General features: G+C 54.2%; 15 protein-coding genes. 9 read left to right on the top strand and 6 right to left on the bottom strand.

The window, feature by feature from the left end; genetic code table 11:
- Nucleotides 1-125 precede the first annotated feature (125 nt).
- Entirely contained in the window at nt 126-1,010 is an 885-nt protein-coding gene (locus tag CCB157_RS05065; protein WP_077614832.1) for a TetR/AcrR family transcriptional regulator, read from the bottom strand.
- A gap of 277 nt (nt 1,011-1,287) precedes the next feature.
- Here CCB157_RS05065 and CCB157_RS05060 point away from each other — a divergent pair, with 277 nt between their 5' ends.
- The 3 genes from CCB157_RS05060 (at nt 1,288) to CCB157_RS05050 (ending at nt 5,881) form a co-directional block, all read left to right on the top strand.
- The gene (locus CCB157_RS05060) at nt 1,288-2,922 is read left to right on the top strand and encodes an MDR family MFS transporter (RefSeq protein WP_077614831.1); all 1,635 of its coding nucleotides are present in this window, start codon (nt 1,288-1,290) and stop codon (nt 2,920-2,922) included.
- 248 nt (nt 2,923-3,170) lie between these two features.
- Nucleotides 3,171-5,237: a hypothetical protein gene (locus CCB157_RS05055; protein ID WP_193432259.1), complete on the top strand. Its 2,067-nt coding sequence runs from the start codon at nt 3,171-3,173 to the stop codon at nt 5,235-5,237.
- Entirely contained in the window at nt 5,234-5,881 is a 648-nt protein-coding gene (locus CCB157_RS05050; RefSeq protein ID WP_077614830.1) for an OmpL47-type beta-barrel domain-containing protein, read from the top strand. Before CCB157_RS05055 ends, CCB157_RS05050 begins: the two co-directional genes overlap by 4 nt.
- A 127-nt stretch (nt 5,882-6,008) precedes the next feature.
- Here CCB157_RS05050 and CCB157_RS05045 read toward each other — a convergent pair whose 3' ends face one another.
- Entirely contained in the window at nt 6,009-6,491 is a 483-nt protein-coding gene (locus CCB157_RS05045) for a GNAT family N-acetyltransferase (RefSeq protein WP_077614829.1), read from the bottom strand.
- Nucleotides 6,492-6,822: 331 nt separating this feature from the next.
- On the opposite strand from CCB157_RS05045, the gene CCB157_RS05040 reads away from it, so the two are divergent.
- Nucleotides 6,823-7,908 (top strand): polysaccharide deacetylase family protein, encoded by a 1,086-nt coding sequence (locus CCB157_RS05040; protein ID WP_077614828.1) that lies wholly within the window; start codon nt 6,823-6,825, stop codon nt 7,906-7,908.
- Between the two features lie 232 nt (nt 7,909-8,140).
- Here CCB157_RS05040 and CCB157_RS05035 read toward each other — a convergent pair whose 3' ends face one another.
- Complete coding sequence (locus tag CCB157_RS05035) at nt 8,141-9,346, bottom strand: ornithine--oxo-acid transaminase (protein WP_077614827.1); 1,206 nt, start codon at nt 9,344-9,346, stop codon at nt 8,141-8,143.
- A 227-nt stretch (nt 9,347-9,573) separates the two neighbouring features.
- Here CCB157_RS05035 and CCB157_RS05030 point away from each other — a divergent pair, with 227 nt between their 5' ends.
- The 4 genes from CCB157_RS05030 (at nt 9,574) to asnB (ending at nt 15,109) form a co-directional block, all read left to right on the top strand.
- Nucleotides 9,574-10,131 carry an isochorismatase family protein gene (locus CCB157_RS05030; RefSeq protein ID WP_077614826.1) on the top strand — a complete coding sequence of 186 codons (558 nt, stop codon included), beginning with the start codon at nt 9,574-9,576 and terminating at the stop codon, nt 10,129-10,131.
- 131 nt (nt 10,132-10,262) lie between these two features.
- Nucleotides 10,263-10,613: a DUF1516 family protein gene (locus CCB157_RS05025; protein WP_158077209.1), complete on the top strand. Its 351-nt coding sequence runs from the start codon at nt 10,263-10,265 to the stop codon at nt 10,611-10,613.
- 172 nt (nt 10,614-10,785) lie between these two features.
- Nucleotides 10,786-12,762: a putative bifunctional diguanylate cyclase/phosphodiesterase gene (locus CCB157_RS05020; protein ID WP_077614824.1), complete on the top strand. Its 1,977-nt coding sequence runs from the start codon at nt 10,786-10,788 to the stop codon at nt 12,760-12,762.
- A 496-nt stretch (nt 12,763-13,258) separates the two neighbouring features.
- Nucleotides 13,259-15,109: an asparagine synthase (glutamine-hydrolyzing) gene (asnB, locus tag CCB157_RS05015; protein ID WP_077614823.1), complete on the top strand. Its 1,851-nt coding sequence runs from the start codon at nt 13,259-13,261 to the stop codon at nt 15,107-15,109.
- A gap of 38 nt (nt 15,110-15,147) precedes the next feature.
- On the opposite strand, the gene CCB157_RS05010 is transcribed toward asnB, so the two are convergent.
- Both CCB157_RS05010 and ligD read right to left on the bottom strand, forming a co-directional pair.
- The gene (locus CCB157_RS05010; protein ID WP_077614822.1) at nt 15,148-15,513 is read right to left on the bottom strand and encodes a DUF2512 family protein; all 366 of its coding nucleotides are present in this window, start codon (nt 15,511-15,513) and stop codon (nt 15,148-15,150) included.
- On the bottom strand, nt 15,510-16,439 hold the full coding sequence (gene ligD / locus CCB157_RS05005) for a non-homologous end-joining DNA ligase (RefSeq protein ID WP_238594596.1): 930 nt from the start codon (nt 16,437-16,439) through the stop codon (nt 15,510-15,512). The genes CCB157_RS05010 and ligD overlap by 4 nt, the downstream gene beginning before the upstream one ends.
- 373 nt (nt 16,440-16,812) lie before the next feature.
- Between ligD and CCB157_RS05000 the strand changes: the two genes are divergently transcribed.
- Nucleotides 16,813-17,778, top strand: coding sequence for an ATP-dependent DNA ligase (locus CCB157_RS05000; RefSeq protein WP_077614872.1), 966 nt, complete (start codon nt 16,813-16,815; stop codon nt 17,776-17,778).
- Between the two features lie 171 nt (nt 17,779-17,949).
- On the opposite strand, the gene ku is transcribed toward CCB157_RS05000, so the two are convergent.
- Nucleotides 17,950-18,792: a non-homologous end joining protein Ku gene (ku, locus tag CCB157_RS04995; protein WP_077614820.1), complete on the bottom strand. Its 843-nt coding sequence runs from the start codon at nt 18,790-18,792 to the stop codon at nt 17,950-17,952.
- Nucleotides 18,793-18,940: the final 148 nt, after the last annotated feature.

Here is an 18,940-nt window from a genome sequence, read left to right as displayed (position 1 = left end):
CAGCGGAATCCCCGCATGCCCTAATAAAAAACGGCGGCTCTCATAAAGAGCCGCTCCTTTCATTTCGGCGGATTTTCTGAACCAAAGAGGTGCCCCAGGTGCAAGATTATCGGTTTGACGCAAGGCTATCCGTTTAATTCGAGCAAACGGGCGATTTCTTCCCGGTACCGATTCATTTCCGGAAGGCCGTCGAAATTGGATAACACCCCTTTGATCAAAAATTTTTTCGGCTCGTCTTTTTCGATTTCCTGGGCGATGAATTCCAGGGAATGTTCCAGCTCTTCTCTTTTTTCCCGCGAAATGTCCGTTTCTTTAAGGACCGCTTTCATGTCGTTTAACAATTCCCGCACCGCCGTTTTCTCCGGCGCCTTCTTGCCGAGATAGCGGGCCCGGACGCGTTCCATCGCCTCTTCGTTCAAGAGGGTGCGCGGTTTTTTGGCGATCATCGCTCTGATCATGTCGTCCATGCGTTCGGTGATGAAGCCGGCGATGTAATCGATGTTGACGAGCTCTTTCTCAAACATGAGGATGCGGAGATACCCGTTGACGATCGATTCCAAAATGAGCGCCGCGTCATGCAAACACGGCCGCACCTCTTCACCGTACACCTCGATGAGCATGGAGCGAAACCAATCGTTAGTCTCCATCTGCATCTCGATGAGCAGCCGGTGGATGTCGGACCGGAAAGCGACCATCAATTCCCGGTGCATCATTTTAAAGAAGCCTTTATATTTCAGGCCTTCGCGAATCAGGGCATCGATGAGGTTGGTGAATTTTTCTTTCGGGGGCAAATCGGTGCGTTTCGCTAACTCCATGCGCGCTTTTATGCTTTCAAAGTAATAGTCGAAGATCGAATACAATAGCTCGTTTTTAGATGAAAAATAGGTGTAAATCGTTCCTTTGGAAACGCGACATAAATCAGCGACTTCTTGCATCGATGTCGCGTGGAAACCCTTTTCGGAAAACAAGGCCATCGCCGCATTGATGATTGCCGTTCTTTTATCCGCCACATTGATCACCCAAATTTATCATAATAAAAAATCACTCGTGTTGGTGTGACAAGACGGTGACGCTGCATGATACTGACCGGTTGGTCAACCAGGCCATCAGCCGTTTGTTCGGTTCGGTTTGGCCTTTTTCACGTTCCGATTTGTAAGCGCTTTTAATCTAGATCCGACGAAAAGTTGGTGTTTTGGCGGTTGCAAAGCGGAGAAGGTTTCGGTAATATTTTAGTTTGTGATGACCAGTCAGTCAATTTTAGATATAGATAAAAAAGGAGAGAAGAAGATGGCTAAAAGTGTTGGGAGTGCGGGCGTGCAAACGACCAACCAGATCACCGGACGACGAAGATGGTGGGCGCTTGCGACGGTCATGTTGACGATGTTTTTTTCGTCCATGAACCAGACTTCCGTTTCGACGGCGATTCCGACGATCGTCGGCGAATTGCATGGGTTTGACTTATATGCGTGGATTTTTAGCGCTTTTATGATGACGTCGGCGATCACCGTGCCGATTTACGGGAAACTTTCCGATGTCTACGGCCGTAAACCGTTTTATCTTTTCGGGCTGACCATGTTCTGCATCGGCGCCGCGCTGTCCGGAATCGCCCAAAGCATGCTGATGCTCGTCATCGCCCGCGCGGTTCAAGGCATCGGAGCCGGGGCCATGATGAGCATGCCGCGGGCGACCATCGGGGATATCTTCAATCCAAAAGAACGCGGGCGCTGGATGGGCGCCATCGGTGCCGTCTTCGGCCTGGCGAGCATCCTCGGCCCGACGATCGGCGGCTGGATCACCGATCATTGGGGTTGGCGCTGGGTGTTTTACGTCAATCTTCCCTTCGCCGTTTTGGCGATGATCGGCGTCGTTCTCTTTTTGCCGAAGGTCCGGACGAACGCAGAGGCAAAGGTTGACTGGATCGGTTCCGCATTGCTTATCATTGGCTTGATTCCGATTCTGCTCGCTTTCACGTGGGCCGGCGATAAATACGATTGGCTGAGCGCGACGGAACTCTCTTTGTTCGGCGGCGGCCTGCTTGTTTTGGTTCTCTTTTTCGTTTACGAGCGGAAGGCGGAATCGCCGGTTATCGAAACGACCTTGTTTAAAAACCGGATATTTACCACTTCACTCATCGTCGGCGTATTTATCAGCATGGTCATGTTCGGATCGCTCATGTTTTTGCCGCTTTTCATTCAAGGTGTCATCGGTTTGAACGCCCAGCACAGCGGCTTGATCATGTCGCCGATGATGCTCAGTTTCATCGCCGGATCGATCCTCTCCGGACAAGTGATGAGCCGGACCGGCAAATATCGGGTGCTTTCTCATTTTTGCGCCGCCTTTATGGTGGCCGGGATGATACTCTTTACACAGATGGATGTGCATACAAAATATCCGACGGTCATTTTAAACATGATCGTTCTCGGCCTCGGCATCGGGTCGTTGATGCCGCTCCTGAACGTCGCCGTGCAAAATGCCTTCCCGTATAAAATGATGGGAACGGTCAACGCCACCCAACAATTCGTCGCCTCTCTCGGCGGCGTCATCGCCTCGCCGATTTTCGGCTCGCTTATGAACAATAGTTTCCAAGATAAGTTGGAATCGGCCATGCCGGCTCCGTTGAAACAATTCTCCGGAAGGCTGAAGGACGCCAATCCGCAAGCCTTGTTGACCAAAGAAGCCCAGGATCAACTTGCGGCCGCGTTTCAAAAAATCGGCGATGCCGGGATGGCGCTGTACCATCAGTTCTTGCACGCGGTAAAAGTGTCGCTCGTCGCCGGCATTCATCATATCTTTCTCGTCGGCCTCGTCTTTGCGGTGCTTTGTTTGATCGGCACCTTCTTCCTGCCGGAAATCCGGTTAAAAGGCGACGATTATTTTAAAGAAACAGAGGCCGGCCTTGCGTCGGACAAAGAAGCGAATTAAGCGCAAAAAAGAGGAATGTGTTCGGATATCAGCTTCCCGTTTCGGGAAGCTTTTTTGTTTTGATGGTTTGCCCGTCGTCAAGCCGTCCCTTTCGAGCGTGAAGTCGGTTTTTTTTGATCACGCGCAGGGCGGCAGGATCGAAAATAAGGCTTCGGCCCTCGGTCTTTTGTCTCGTCTTTTCAAGCGTTCTTTTCGTTATAGTAGAGTTGGAAGGTTTGCAATTATAACACAACGAAAAGGGGATGAAGATGAAGAAGATTTTGCCGATATTTCGGATCCTGTCGGCGGTTGTTCTCGCTGCCGTTCTCACCATCAACGGAACGGGATGGACGAAAACGACCGAAGCGACCACCGGTGGGGCGACGACGACCGTTGCGCCTAGCGAAAGCGAATGTCCGATCACCGCGGTATGCGGACCGGCGCCCCATATCGCGCCCAAAGTGGTCAACGAACATGCCGGGAAGAAAATCCTTTTCGACAACACCCATGGTGAAACGGCCGGTGCCGCCGATTGGGTGATCAACGGCGGTTTTTCCGATTTCGCCGAAGGCCTGGCTGAAGATGGCTTTGAGATTCAAGAGCTGAGAAAATCGGGCCCGATCACTTACGATGATTTGAAAGACTATGACGTCTTCGTCATCCCGGAAGCGAACATTCCGTTCAAGCAATCCGAACAGCAAGCGTTGCTCGATTATGTCGACGCCGGCGGCAGCCTTTTCTTTATCGGCGATCATTACAACGCCGATCGCAATAAAAACCGATGGGACGCCTCCGAAATTTTCAACGGCTATCGCCGCGGGGCGTTTGATGATCCGACGAAAGGCATGAGCGATAGCGAAAAATCCTCTGCGGCGATGCAAGGGGTGACGAGCTCGGATTGGTTGGCCGAGCATTTCGGCGTTCGCTTCAGATATAATGCGATCGGCGATGTCACGGCCGACCGCATCACCGCCCCGGAAGACGCATTCGGCATCACGGAAGGGGTCCACGCGGTCGCCATGCACGCCGGATCGACGCTCGCGATTCTCGATCCCGCGCACGCCAAGGGGTTGGTTTATCTTCCAGAAAATCCGCCGGCATGGTCGAATGCCGTCGATCAAGGCGTTTACGACGGCGGGGGGACGGCAGAAGGCCCGATGGTGGCCATCGCCAAACGCGGCCTAGGTAAAGCTGCTTTCATCGGCGATTCGTCGCCGATCGAGGACGACACGCCTTTTTATGTGCGCGAGGACACCGGCCAGCCGAAGACGACCTATGACGGTTTCGAAGAACAAGATGATGCCGTGCTTCTGATCCATCTTTTCGATTGGCTGGCTGAACAGGAAGACTACACGAGCTTTGCCGACCGCGGCATCCCGCTGGATCAACCGACCGCGCTCCACGATTTTGAGCAACCGGCCCAATCGGTCGAACCGCAACCGGAGCCATGGGCGCCTCCGAACCCCGGTTATGAATGGTGGAATCCGGCGACCTTTGCCGCCGGGTCTTACGGCTCAGGGAAAACGCTGGAAAATCCGACTTACGGCTTTGTCCACCAAGATGAGCTTCCCGCGAACGGACAAATTTTTAAGATTCGCGTCACCGGCGATCATTGGGCACCGTTTGCCGAAGTCAGCAACTTGCGAGTCGGCTTGTATTTGCCAGGCGGCGAACAAGTGGGGCAATTCAGCCAGGACGGAACCAGTTGGCCGTCCGCTTACGGATACAGCGAACCGTTTGCGATGACGGCCGACGCGAGCGGTCATGCGGAGACGGAATTGTACGTCCGCATTAAAACGGGCGCGCTCGGTGCGGCCAACCTCAGGCTCAAACAAGGATCGAACAATCTGTACACCGAATCGGTCACCATCGCGAATGTGGCCCCCGAACCGCTTCCGCCGGGAGAAGGGGGAGAAACGCCGGAAGCGATCGCGGTGGCGGACGCCCGCAACCTGCCTGAGGGTTCGGTCGTTACCGTCGAAGGCGTGGCGACGACGCGGACGGGCCTGTGGGGAGGCAAAGGCTTTTACGTTCAAGACGGAACGGGCGGCATTTATGTCTATCAGCAAAATGAAGACATTGAACCGGGTGAAAAGGTAAAAATCACCGGTCAAACGACGGAATATAACGGCGAACGAGAGATCAGCCCGGTGTATCGGATAGAAAAGTCGGGGAGGGCCGACCTTCCCGCGCCGCTTGATGTGACGCCCGGCGGGGTGGCCGAAGCGAACGAAGGCCGCCTTGTCCGCTTGAACAAGGTCACCGTGCCGATGTCCGGCGGGCGGATGTTTACGGGACGACCGAGTTCACCGCGGTGGGCGAGGACGGATCAGTGACCGTCCGGCTCGATAATCGGACGGGCACCACTTTTGATGACTTTTCGTATCATAATGGTGACGTGCTTGACATCGTCGGCATATCGAGCGAATTCAAGGGAACGAGGCAAGTGAAGCCCCGTTCGCTTGACGACCTGAAAGAGGCCGATGTCGTTGCCCCTGAAACGGCCGCGGAATTATCCGGGACGAAGCTTTCGGACGGGTCGTTTATGGAGCAGGCGATCCTCCGATTGGGCGCGACGGACGATCGCTCGGGGATTGAAAAGACAATCTATCGCGTGAACGCTGGATCGTGGAGCGATTACTCGACGCCCATCCGCTTGACGGCCGACGGCGTCGCCACGGTGGCCTATCGATCCGTTGATAAAGCCGGAAATTGGGAGCCAATCAAAACGGCGGCGGTCGCGGTGACCGCTCCGACATTTGCCAATCTTTATGCGCTGATCGACCGCTCGCCCCTTCGCCCCGCGATAAAAATCGCTTTAAAGGTTCACGTGAAAGCGGCGGAACGGGCGAAAGGCGATGCCATGCGGCGGCGACAATTGCAAAAAACGCTTGATTTTGTGGCGCATCTTCCGGATCGCTTTATCGGCGAACCAGCGAAACAAGATTTGGAAATCTTTTTAAACGCCTGGCTGCATTGATCGGTGTGGGATTTATAGTGGCCTGAATGGAAAAATCCGGGCTTAAGCGCAAGCCCGGATTTTGCTTGAGAGCCATCAGAGGCGGCCAAAACAGGACGGCCCGCCCGCCGTTTGCGGAAAGCGCGGATTATAAAAATTTAGACATCAGGATGTCGTCGACGGGGCGCCCGTTGATGATAAATTCTTTGACGAGGCGACCTTCTTCTTGAAATCCGCAAGATTTATAGAAAGCGATCGCTCCGGGGTTCGTCTCTAAAACTCTGAGCGAAAGTTTGCGGCCGCCCCGCTCTCTGACGACCCGTTCGATTTCTTTGAGAAGGGCGCGACCGACGCCTTTTCTTTGGGCGTTCGGATGCACCCCCATGTCGATTTCATAGACGTGCCGGTTGGTTTCCAATTTCGTCTTATGGTGGGCGTTGATATATCCGGCGACTTTCCCGTCGAGAACCGCGACCCATTGGAGTTCGCCGGCCTTTTGCCGGCCGTAGGCTTCGGCGGACGGCCAATGGATGCGAGCTGGAGTGTTGGTTTCGTTCCAGATGAGATGTTCGATTTCCACCAATTCTTCATAATCCCTTGCCAACATCGGGCGGATCTCCAAGTTAGCCATCGTCGACCTCCTCGGCGGATGCCATGATTGAGCCATTTTTCCTTTTGATTGTAATCCCTTTTCTCAGAAGCATGGGAAAATAATATAACTTGTCATCTTAAAATCATACTTGTAATCCTATTGTAAAAAAGAAAACTTCATGATACATTCGGATTAGAGAAGGCGGACGCTGGCAGCGCTGCGATTCGGATGCGCCCCTGTTCCAGCAGGGGGCCCTCCGAAAGCCGTTGGTTCTGGCGTTTTCTGCGGCCGTGACGAGTCGGCTTTAAGCGATGATCGGCATTCCCGTCGCTCAGCGCCGACGGCACCAAGGTTAGGGGAGCGGAAATCGGTGAAAAGAAAAAAAGAACGCCGTGTTTGGAAATGGGCGGCATGCGTTTGGTTGGCGATTCTCTTAATCTTTCTCGCGGGTTGGGCCATCTATGAAGGTTCGAAACCGTCGTTCGCCGCCAAGGCGGACCGTGCGCTGCGAGAACAGACGAAGGAAAATTCAGAGAAACGGACGGCTGTACAGCCGGCAAACGCCCGCACCGTTGACGAGCCGAAGAAAGCCACGGGCAACGCCAGGCCCGACGCGACGGGGAAAGAAAACGGGGAGCGCCGCGTGAAAACGGAAGAGGCGAAACGCGCGGGCCCGGAAAAGAAAGACAGCCGCAGCGGGACGAAAAATAAAACGGACCAGTCGGAGAATCGGGATGGTATGGATCGAAAAGAGGGCGCGCCGCCGTCTTCTAAGAATCATGACGGCGGCAGCCAAGGCGGGGACGCCGCGATCGGCGGGCGTCCGATCGATGATCCATCCGTCGTTTTTCTCACGTTTGACGACGGGCCATCGGCCGCGACCCTGACGATCTTGCACCTACTAGAACAATATCGCATGAACGCGACCTTTTTCATGCTGGAGCCGAACATGAGGCGGTTTCCCGCCGCCGTCAAAGCCATAGCCGAAGACGGATTTGGTTGCGGCCTGCACGGCGTCACCCATGATGTGCACAAGTTTTATCGCTCGCAGCAAACCGCGGTCGGGGAAATGAAAACGGCCCAGAGCACGCTGAAAAAGTTGACGGGCATCCACACCCCATTGATCCGCGTTCCGTACGGGAGCGTGCCCTATATGACGCCGGCCGAGCGCCAGGCGGAACAAAACGCGGGGTTTATCATGTGGGATTGGAATGTCGATAGCCATGACTGGGATTATCGCGACGTTCGCTTCGTCCGCGCGACGGAAAAACAATTGGAAACCATGCGCAGAAAAGGGTCAAGGAGTTCCCCGGTCATTCTCCTTCACGATCGCCCGGAGACGGCCAAAGCCCTCCCGGCCTTGCTTGAGTACTTGAAAGCCCACGGCTACCGCACGAAGGTGATCGATCCGTCCTTGAAGCCGGTGCAATTTCCGATGAAACCGATCGCCCGATAAATGTCGTCCCGGATGGCGGCTTGACGGGAAAGCGCATGGATAAACCTTTTCATAAAGTTTAAGCCGCGGCATTATTTGCGGGTTTTAATCCACGTGGAATCTCCCCCTGTACCCGGGGAGATGGCTTTCTTTGTGGCTTGTACAGGTTTCGACTGCAAGAAAAACGAAAGGGCCGGATCGGAAAAACCCTTACGGCGTTTCCGGTCCTTGGCCCCGTTTGATTGATAGGCGGTTATTGGGCGACGTTGACGGACAATACGTTTTGAATCCTTTCAATCGCCCAGTCCAACTCTTCTTTTTTAATGATGAGCGGCGGAGCGAAACGGATGACGTTTTCGTGCGTTTCCTTGCAAAGCACGCCCTGTTCCTTCAACGCTTCGCAATACGGGCGGGCCGATTCGTGCAGTTCGACGCCGATGAACAAGCCCTTGCCGCGAATTTCTTTGATGATCGGATTTTGAATGGCTTTCAATTGTTCCATGAAATAAGCGCCGAGTTCGAGCGACCGCTCCGGCAGTTTTTCCTCTTCAATGACCTCGAGCGCGGCGATCGACACGGCGCAGGCGAGCGGGTTGCCGCCGAAAGTAGAACCGTGCGAACCCGGTTCGAAGACGCCGAGGATTTCTTCGTTGGCGGCCACGCACGAAATCGGCATGACTCCGCCGCCAAGCGCCTTGCCGAGGATGTAGACGTCTGGTTCGACCTCTTCCCAGTCGCAGGCGAACATTTTGCCGGTGCGCCCGAGGCCGGTTTGAATCTCGTCGGCGAGGAAGAGAACGTTTTCTTTTTTGCACAACTCATAAGCTTTTCGCAAGTAGCCTTCCGGCGGGATGAGGATGCCGCCTTCGCCTTGGATCGGTTCGACGAGAAAGGCGGCGGTGTTCGGCGTGATCGCCGCTTCCAAGGCCTCGAGATCGCCGTACGGCACGAGCTTGATGCCGGGAAGCATCGGGCCGAAGCCACGTTTATACTCGGGTTCGGAGGATAGCGACACTGCGGTCATCGTTCGCCCGTGAAAATTGCCGATGCAGGCGATGATTTCCGCTTGATCGTCGGGGATGCCTTTGACGTCGTAGCCCCAGCGCCGCGCCGCTTTGACAGCGGTTTCAACGGCTTCCGCACCAGTGTTCATCGGGAGGATCAAGTCTTTCTTTGTCAGTTTGGCGACTTTTTCATACCACGGGCCGAGCTGGTCGTTGTGAAAGGCGCGCGACGTGAGCGTGACGCGTTCGGCTTGCCTTTTTAAAGCCGCGATGATCTTCGGATGGCGATGGCCTTGGTTGACCGCGGAGTACGCGGACAACATGTCCATGTATCGGCGGCCTTCGGGATCTTCCACCCAGACGCCTTCCGCTTTGGAAACGACGACGGGAAGCGGATGATAATTCCGTGCCCCGTATTTTTCGGTTTGACGGATGATCGATTCGGATCGGTTCATGTTAGCACCCCTTTTGATGGTTTCTGCATTCATTATACCGCGGAACGAACCATTCGAAAAATCGGTGATTTCCGCCAGTAGTTATCAATCCTCACTTCAAATTGACAGCCTACGAAATGTTCGATAAAATAAAATATAATTTAAAATTTAATAAATATTAGGATGGCAGCGGCTTCAAGGGTTAATAATGAGCGCGATCATGTTTCATTCGCGTATTAAGGCCCCGATTGAAAGGGTGTCTATTGGTCCTTGATCCGCAAAAAGGCATTTTAACTCAAAAGGAGCTTACGGATGAACTGAGGGAAATAAAAGAGATGATTCAAGACTTCAAGGCCGACAAACAAATGGTGATCTTATTTCAACACGTGGATTCGGACGAGCTCTGCCCGGATAGCCCGCTCGCGGAAGGGTCCGAAGGGTGTGAACGCCATCCCGGGTTTATAGATTGTGCCGTTTACATCATTCAGAAATCAACGCCGAGCGGATTTACCAAAACGAATTTGCATGAAATTTTGCAGAGCGCAAACGTCGATCACCTCTTTATCGTCGGGTTCAGCATCGAATGCTGCTGTTTGTTCACGGCCATCACAGGGGTTCACAGAGGTTATCAAGTCACTTTTATTGAAGATGCAACCGGAACGGTGAATGATGAAAAGACCTATGAGATGCCGGGGCTGGACATTAGAAACATGTTCGGTTCCATTTTAAATTGGTCGAATCAAATTGAAGTTCAGTATTATGACGGGGACGTTGAAAAGTATAGAAGAAAGCGATTGCCGAGTTAATGGCTTTCATCCGCTTCGAATATCAATAGCGGTCAGGGGTTTCCCGATACCGTGCGAGAAGGTCGGCGGCCCTCGGATTTTTTTGATAATATAAAGTGGAAGCATCCATGGTGGCAAAGGAGGAAAAGCAGATGTGGCTGCATGCGCACGTCGGACTGTGGTCGTTGGCGTTAATTCTTTTTGTCATAGGTTACATAGGTTTGAAAGCCGGATGGACGACCTTTCTGAAAGTCGTCCAAATGGTGCTCCGGCTCGTCTTCGTTCTTGTGTTTATCACGGGGGCGCGCTTGGTTTTCATCTGGTATCAGGCCGGCAATTACGGTTGGCCGACCGTTAAGGGATTATTCGGCCTTCTCGTGATCGCGATGATGGAAATGATATTAACCAAGGAACGGAAAAACGAAAAGACCGGCGTGTTTTGGGCACTGCTTCTCGTCGGAATGATCGCCGTTTTTTACATCGGTTACGGCGTATTGGGATAAGGTGTGGAGATCGCGGCGGGCGATCTCTTTTTTTTTCTTTTTGGACTAAAAACGATGGGGAAAGCTGTCGATATATAATATGGGGAATAGTCACTTTTACGCATTCGCCCATTTTTTATACATGGACTTATTATAACATTAGAAACTTTCCGTGGATTTGGAGGTCAAATGGATGAACACGTTCCAGCATTTGTACACGAATTTTGACGCCTTTAAAAGATTTTTGGCCGAACACGGCATCGGACGCGACAACTGGCTCTTCATTCAGTTGCTCCGCCATCCGGAGCTTTCCCAAACGATCATTGACCTCCAAAGGGAAATCGACGCCTACCTCCCTCACGCCCATGTGTTTGAAGGGGTCGGCGCGTCATGGTTCGGCAGCCCGCTTGATAAAAATGAAATTCGGATGCTCGTGACGGTTGTCGACGATGCGGCGGTATCCAAGCTTTTAAACCAAGTGAAGACGGCGCGGCGCGAGCACGAACTGGCCGCGCGCTACGAGGCGGTGTTTAACGGCAGCCCGAATTGCTCTTTTTCATTGGACGAAAGCGGCAGGCTGTTAAGCGTCAACCCCGCCGTGACCGAACAGCTCGATTACAAAGAAAAGGAGTTGGTGGGCCGTCCCGGCACCTGTTTTGTCGAGGACGCCAGGCGCGCCGCCTGTCATCGCCACTTTCTCAGGGCGCTGGACGGCCAAACGCGGACGTTTGACTTGAATCTCGTGCATAAAAACGGCGCTTCCTTGCCCTTTAAGGTCACGTTGATCCCCATTCGCTTGGACGGGCGCATCATCGGCGTGCACGGCATCGCCGTCAATCGCACCGAGCAAAAACAAGCCGAAAGCATGATCGAGCGCCTCGCTTACCACGACGCGATGACCGGCCTGCCGAACCGCGCGCTTTTCGAAAAATCGCTGAACTACTTGGTCGGCCATGCGGAGCGGAACGGCGAGCGGCTCGCCGTCATCTTTGTCGACATCGATCGCTTTAAAAACATCAACGATACGGTCGGCCATTTCGTCGGCGACCAGATTTTAAAACTTGCCGTCGAGCGCATCCAGAGCCGCTTGCTGGCCTCGCAGCTCCTCGCCCGCTTTGAAGGGGACAAGTTTTCCATCATCGTTCCGCACATTAAATCGAAGCGGTCGGTCGTTCATTTGGTTGAAAGGTTGCAACGCGCGTTTGACGATCCGATCGTCTATAACGGCGCCGAATATTTTCTGACGGTCTGCATGGGCATCAGCTTTTTCCCGACCGACGGCAAAAATGAAGAGACGTTGATGAAAAATGCCGATATCGCGCTTTATGTGGCGAAGATGCAAGGCGACAACACCTTCCGTTATTACGAGGAAGGCATGAAAGAAAAATTTTCCGGTCGCATCGAGTTAGAGGGGCATTTGCGCCGGGCGCTGGCAAAAGATGAATTCGTGCTTTACTACCAGCCGCAGGTTGATATTCGCACCGAAACCGTCGTCGGCTGTGAGGCGTTGATCCGTTGGCGCCATCCGAAACTTGGCATCGTACCGCCCGATCAATTCATCCCGATCGCCGAAGAAATCGGACTGATTGAAGACATCGGCTTGTGGGTGCTGCGATCCGCCTGCCGGCAAATCAAGAGATGGCAAGAGAAAGGGTTCAAGCCGATCCCGGTTTCCGTCAACGTTTCGATGAACCAATTTATAAAGAAGGATTTTGTCAAACAAGTTCGGCGCATCATCCAGCAGGAAGGCGTCGATCCGAAATACATTCACATGGAAATCACGGAAAGCACGACGCTGCACGACATCCAATACAGCAATGCGCTCGTCAATGAATTAAAACGGATCGGTGTCCGGGTGTCGCTGGACGATTTCGGAACGGGATATTCCGCCCTGAGTTATCTCAAGGATTTTTCCATCGACACGTTAAAGATCGATCGATCGTTCATCCGCAACTTGACGGCGGACAGCCGGGACAGCGCCATCGTCCAGGCGATCATTACGATGTGTCAAGGGCTGTCGCTCAAAACGGTCGCCGAGGGCGTGGAAACCGCGGAGCAGCTCCACCTTCTTCGCGACTACGGATGTCACGTCGCCCAAGGTTTTTATTACAGCAGACCCGTCCCGGTTGAAGACTTCGAATCCTTCATTAAGAAAAACAAAGTTTCCTGAACCTTTCATGGGCCAGGCTTTGAGAAAAGCGGGGGAAGTTCGCTTATTTAAACGGTGTCCAAACCGGTTTTTGCGGTCAGTCGTTCGTTTCCAATACGGCTGACGTTTTTATTGGGAGAGACGGGCACAAGCCGTTTGGAGCCGCAAAGGCCGCCGGTCCTAAAATGGCGGTTGTCGGATGTTCGAGGACGGCGTGAGCGCCGGGTTGAAAGCTGTCGGCTGAACAATGAACAGTGCCCGGAGATCGGAAGCCGGCGAGACGTGAGCGGATCACACCAAGTGGTCATAACGTCATATCGTTGTCCGGAGGCGCGCAGGGGGCTCTCCGGTCTCTTTTTTTATTCGCCAAACGCCGGCGATGAGGCGCGGGCTGGCGGCGGCCAACGGTGACCCAGGCGCCAAATGCCGCGCCAGTCACACCTTCACCGCGGCCGCATACATTAACCACGGGTAGCATTGGGCCATCGCCCGCACTCGTTAAGAAAGGATGAGGTGAATGTGCGGTATAACGGGTTGGATTGACTGGCGAAGGGATTTGCGAAAAGAAAGGCCGACAATCGTCCGCATGGCGGAAAGCCTGCATCATCGCGGGCCGGATGAACAAAACATTTGGCTGACGCCGAATGCCGCCTTCGGACATGCCCGGCTCATCGTCGTCGACCCCGAAGGCGGCCGCCAGCCGATGCAAAAAACGCTGAACCACGCCGTGTACACCCTGGTATATAACGGCGAATTGTATAACACAGAGGAATTGCGCAAAGAACTTCTGGCGAAAGGTTATAAGTTTCGCGGCCATTCCGATACGGAAGTGCTGCTTGCGTCATATATGGAATGGAAAGAAGCGTGTCTTGAGCGCTTGAACGGCATTTACGCCTTTGCCGTCTGGGACGAAAGCGAAAGAAAATTGTTTGCCGCCCGCGACCGCCTGGGCGTTAAACCGTTCTTTTATCACGTCGGCAACGGGTATTTTTTATTCGGTTCAGAGATCAAAGCGTTGCTCGTACATCCCGAAGTGAAGCCGGTTATCGGCCGCGAAGGCCTGGCGGAAATCTTTGGGCTCGGCCCGTCGAAAACCCCGGGGCACGGCGTCTATAAGGGCATTTCCGAGCTGCGCCCGGGCCACGCGTTGACTTATACGGAAGCCGGCGTGAACGTGTTTCGCTATTGGAACGTAAAAAGCGAGGTGCATGCGGATTCCGTCGGCGATACGGTCGCGCGCGTGAAAGCCTTGGTCACGGATGCCGTTCGCCGCCAATTGTACGCCGATGTCCCCGTCGCCACCTTTCTTTCCGGCGGCGTAGATTCCAGCGCGATCTCGGCGATTGCGGCCGAATACTACCGAGAAAACGGCAAAGGCCCTCTGCACACGTATTCCATCGATTATGAAGGGAATGACCAATACTTTACAGCGAGCGTGTTTCAGCCGAATGCGGATCGCGATTACGTCGATTTGATGTCCCGCTTCATCGGATCGGTGCACCACAGCGAAGTCATTGCGAACGAAGCGCTCGTCGCTGCGTTGAAACGGGCCGTCCAACTGCGCGACATGCCCGGCTATGCCGATGTCGACGCCTCGCTTTTGTGGTTTTGCGAAAGGATCAAAGAAGAAGCGACGGTGGCCTTGTCCGGCGAATGCGCCGATGAAATTTTTGGCGGCTACCCTTGGTTCCACAAGCCGGAAACGTCGGCGCGCGAAGGATTCCCGTGGATGCGGTCGCTCGATCAACGCCAAGCGCTGTTGAACGACGTCTGGCGCCGGCGTTTAAGGTTAAAGGACTACGCCTATGACCGCTATCTGGAATCTGCAGAAGAAACGCCGCTATTGGACGGGGAAGAAGAGCGCGATGCCGAGCGCCGCAAACTATTTTATTTAAACATGAATTGGTTCATGACCGCACTTTTGGACCGCAAAGACCGCATGTCGATGGGGGCGAGCCTGGAAGTGCGCGTGCCTTACGCCGACCACCGCTTGGTCGAGTACGTCTGGAATATTCCTTGGGAAATAAAAATGCTGAACGGCCGCGAAAAAGGGGTATTGCGGGCGGCGCTCGCAGATGTGCTGCCAGAGGTTGTGTTGAATCGCCAAAAAAGCCCATATCCGAAAACGCACCATCCGGCTTACACGAAAGCGGTGAGCGCATGGCTCAAGGATGTGATCGCTCGGCCGTCGGCGCCGCTCCTGAACTTAATCGATAAGGGCAAAGTTGAAGACATTTTGGAAAGCGAAGGGCGGTCTTTTAAAGTGCCGTGGTTCGGACAACTGATGACCGGCCCGCAGCTTATCGCCCATCTCGCGCAAATCAACTACTGGCTGGAAACGTACGGCGTCGACATCGACGACCGTTAGCCGTGCGCCGGCGGTTATCACAGTGCGGGCTTTTTGGGTCATTTTGCGACCAGCCGGGTTTTCCAATTTTGCCGCAAGAGCCAGGCGTGCAGCAAATATTCCATAATGGTGATCAGCAAGCTGATCATCAAGGCGCCGACGGTGCTTATGATGGCGTCGTTATAGGCCATCGTGCCGAAAAAGACGATCGACATCGTCACGACGAAGTCCAAAATCGTTGTCACCCACAACGTGCCTCTGGTCAGCATCAGCCATTCAATCGCAAAATTGACCACAGCGATGAAAAGGCCGACCACGAGCGCTTCATAGACGGAGCCGTAGTTGATTTGATAAGGGCTGAACAGGTCGCACAAAATCACGATGATCGGGGATAGCACCAATTTTAACACCAGATTGACAATCATACGGAAGCCCCTTTCTGCTGTTGATGTTTAAGCGTGTCGATGATTTGGCGAAACGGTTGGGAAGCTTTCGCCTCAAAGAATGAAGAGAACGGGCAGCCGTTCGCGGCCAAGCGCTTCGGTATTTGATCGAGCGGAAATTGTTCCGGGCGCAGCCCGGGCGTCACTTCTTCCCAATACAGCGGGGTGGCGACGAGCGCATCGGCGTTGCCGCGGACGGCATATGGGGCGATGATCGTTTTGCCTTCGGCATGCTGGACGATATCGATGTACAGCCTTCGTCCACGGTTCTTTTTCAAGCGCTCGGTCGTAAACAGGCCGGGTTCGCTTTCGGTCAAATAGCGAGCGAGAAAAGCGGTGAACGCTCGCGTTTCTTCATACGTAAAAACATCGTCGGGCAACGGGATGTAAACCTGCAGGCCTTTATTGCCCGATGTTTTGACAAAGCTCGCGAGGCGAAAGCGGTCGAGAATCGCTTTAATCATGAGCGCGGCGCGCACCGCCAAGGCAAATTCGGCCCGCGACGGGGGATCGAGATCCAAAACGATCTCGCTCGGGCGGGTAAGGTCGGCCGTTTGAAACGGGACGTGGATTTCGAACGCCAGCTGATTGGCCAACCACATGAGCGTCGGCAGGCCGTCGCCGACGATATAATTGATATCGCCGATTCTCACGGTTTTGATAAATTCCGGCGCATAATCCGGACAGTTTTTTTGATAAAAGGCTTCTCCGTCCGCGCCGTCGGGGTAGCGCAACAAAGTCAAGGCGCGCCCGCGAAGAAACGGCAACATATATGCCGAGACCTCATAGACGTATTTCAAGTAATCCGCCTTGCGGAGCCCTTTTTTCGGCCACAAAACCTTGGACAAATGCGTGAACCGCAATTCATTGCCGTCGATCGAAACGGTTTGCCCGTCGCTCGTCCCCACCCGCGATCCTTCCTTTCGTAAATCATCCGCATTCTTTTTGCCGTTCATATTTCGCCACAAGATTGACAGAGCCTGAGCCGAAGCGAAAAATCTGTTTGCGGCCGGGATGTTTGCTTTGCCGCAAGAGGCCATGCAATACCCCATTTTGCCGTTAAATCAACGCCAGCGTTAGGTGCCTTGCAAAAGCGTTTCCGCTTTCCTTCCGTCGTTTTTTGCCGCGAGCGGACTTCTTATTTATATAATCTGCGGCAAACGGCGCGAAATATGCGAATGGGCGGGTTATAGAAAAGCAGGTTGTCCGCCATAATGTTTAGCGGATGCCATCATGGGGTTGCCCGGGCTCTTCACGGGGAACGGATGGGAGGAAAAGGCGATGAAATGGCAGCCGGTCGTGCCGATGGAGCCGGTTTCCGGAGAACGAATACCAGAGGGCGGCGAATGGATTGCCCAGATCAAGTGGGACGGCGTCCGGGTGTTGACGTATTTTGACGGGAGAACGGTCAAACTGTTCAACCGGAAGCGGCGGGAAAGGACCGCGCATTATCCGGAATTGGCGGAAATCAAGGCCTATTGCCGCGCCGCTTCCGTTATATTGGACGGGGAAGTGATCGCGCTGGCCGAAGACGGGAAACCGTCCTTTCACGAGGTGATGAAGCGCGACGGTCTCAGGCGGTTGGATCGGATTGGCCAAGTGGCCGGCCGCGTGCCGATCGTTTATATGGTTTTTGATGTTTTGCTGGCGGATGATGTCTGGCTCTGCCGCCGGCCGTTGCAGGAGCGTTTGGATATTTTGAAGGACATCATCGTGCCGGATTCGCGCGTGCAAATCGTCGCCTCGCACCCAGACGGCGACCGGCTTTTTCAAGCGGTCAAGGCGCACGACATGGAGGGCGTCGTCATGAAGCGCTTGACCTCTCCTTATTTTTTAGGCGAAAAGAAGGAATGGATCAAAATAAAAAATTACAAGGACGTGCTGGCCGTCATCGGCGGGGTGGCGATGAAGGACGGCGCGCCGAACGCCGTGTTGCTTGGCTTGTATGATGACCAAGGCCGCTTGTTTTACATCGGGCATGCGGGCGCCGGCAAATTAACGCACGAGGAATGGCGGAAGTTGACCGATCGCCTCATGCGCATGAAGATACATGAACGGCCGTTTAATAATAAGCCGGCAAGCGATCGCGCCGTCGTCTGGGTGAAACCGGCCATCGCCGTCAAGGTGCGTTTTGCGGAATGGCTAAAGGGACAAACGCTTCGCCAGCCTGTGATTCAAGCGGTCGTGGACGCCTCTCCGGAAACCTGCGTGTTTGAGGAAAGATTGATGCGCGATCCGGACGCCTAGCGCATGCCGCGTCACCTTGTCTAAAAACACGAACGCGGTTCGGATCAGTCAAGAAAGTTTCGCCGAATACAATTGGCGGGCACCGTCGGGCTTTGTAGCGTTCGTCAAAAGGCCAGGCGGCTTATGCCCGCCCGTTCCCTTTCCGACGGCTGTCCGCCCGCGCTGGTCTTTTCACGCTTTCTTTTTCTTTTGCGCGGTGAGCGGTTTCTTTTTAGCCGGACGGGTGCCGGCGGCCGGCCGTTTGGCCGGTGTTTCCGCGAGGCTCGCTTCCAGCGCGGACAAAAGATCGACGATGTTCGCCGGCTTCGCGGTTTGCGGCGGCGCCACCGTTTTATGGCCGGCGATTTTGTCCGCGATTAAGCGCTCAAGCGCTTCGCGATCGTCATTCTTGTATTTTTTCGGATCGAACGGCGCGGTGAGCTGATTGATGAGCTGCTTGGCGGTTTCCAGTTCCCGTTCGTTCACGTCGGTCGTCTTGTCCAGCCCCGGAACGCGTTCGACTGGGCGAATCTCATCCGGATAAAACAAGGTTTCCAACAATAAGCCGTTTTGATAAACGCGGACGGCCGCCAAATGCCTTTTGGAATGAAACGTGAAGCGCGCAAGGCCGATCTTCCCGGTGTCGGTCATCGCTTGCCGCAGCAGGGCGTAGGCCTTTTCGCCGTTTTCGCTCGGGCCGACAAAATAGGATTTGTTGTAGTAAATCGGGTCGATTTCTTCGAGGCGGATGAAGTCGAGAATTTCCACCGTGCGGGCGTTTTTCCCCCTGATCTCCTCGATTTCTTCTTCGGTGACCGGGACGAATTCCCCGGGCTGATGCTCGTAGCCCTTGACGATTTCTTCGTTTTCCACGGTTTTTTCACAGACCGGACAATATTTTCGGTAACGGATCGGGGTATGGCAAGCCGCGTGGAGCGAGCGGAAATGAATGTCTTTGGACTCCGTTGCGGCGTAAAGCTTGATCGGAATATGGACGAGGCCGAATCCGATCGACCCTTTCCACATCGTGTGCATCGTCTTCACTCCTCTGGTGTTTTCCGTTAGCTTTCCACCGAACGCGCAAACGAACGATAACAGCTTTTACCATAAGATCACCGTGCCGCCGGGTACCGGGGACTGCGTCTTATAGGAGCGGCGCCGAAGGGCCGCGGGGCACGCAGAA

The sequence above is a fragment of the Caenibacillus caldisaponilyticus genome, assembly GCF_002003465.1.
GTDB classification, from domain to species: Bacteria; Bacillota; Bacilli; order Bacillales; family Sporolactobacillaceae; genus Caenibacillus; species Caenibacillus caldisaponilyticus.
Note: the sequence above shows the minus strand (reverse complement) of the source record. Positions and strands in the feature narration are given on the sequence as shown.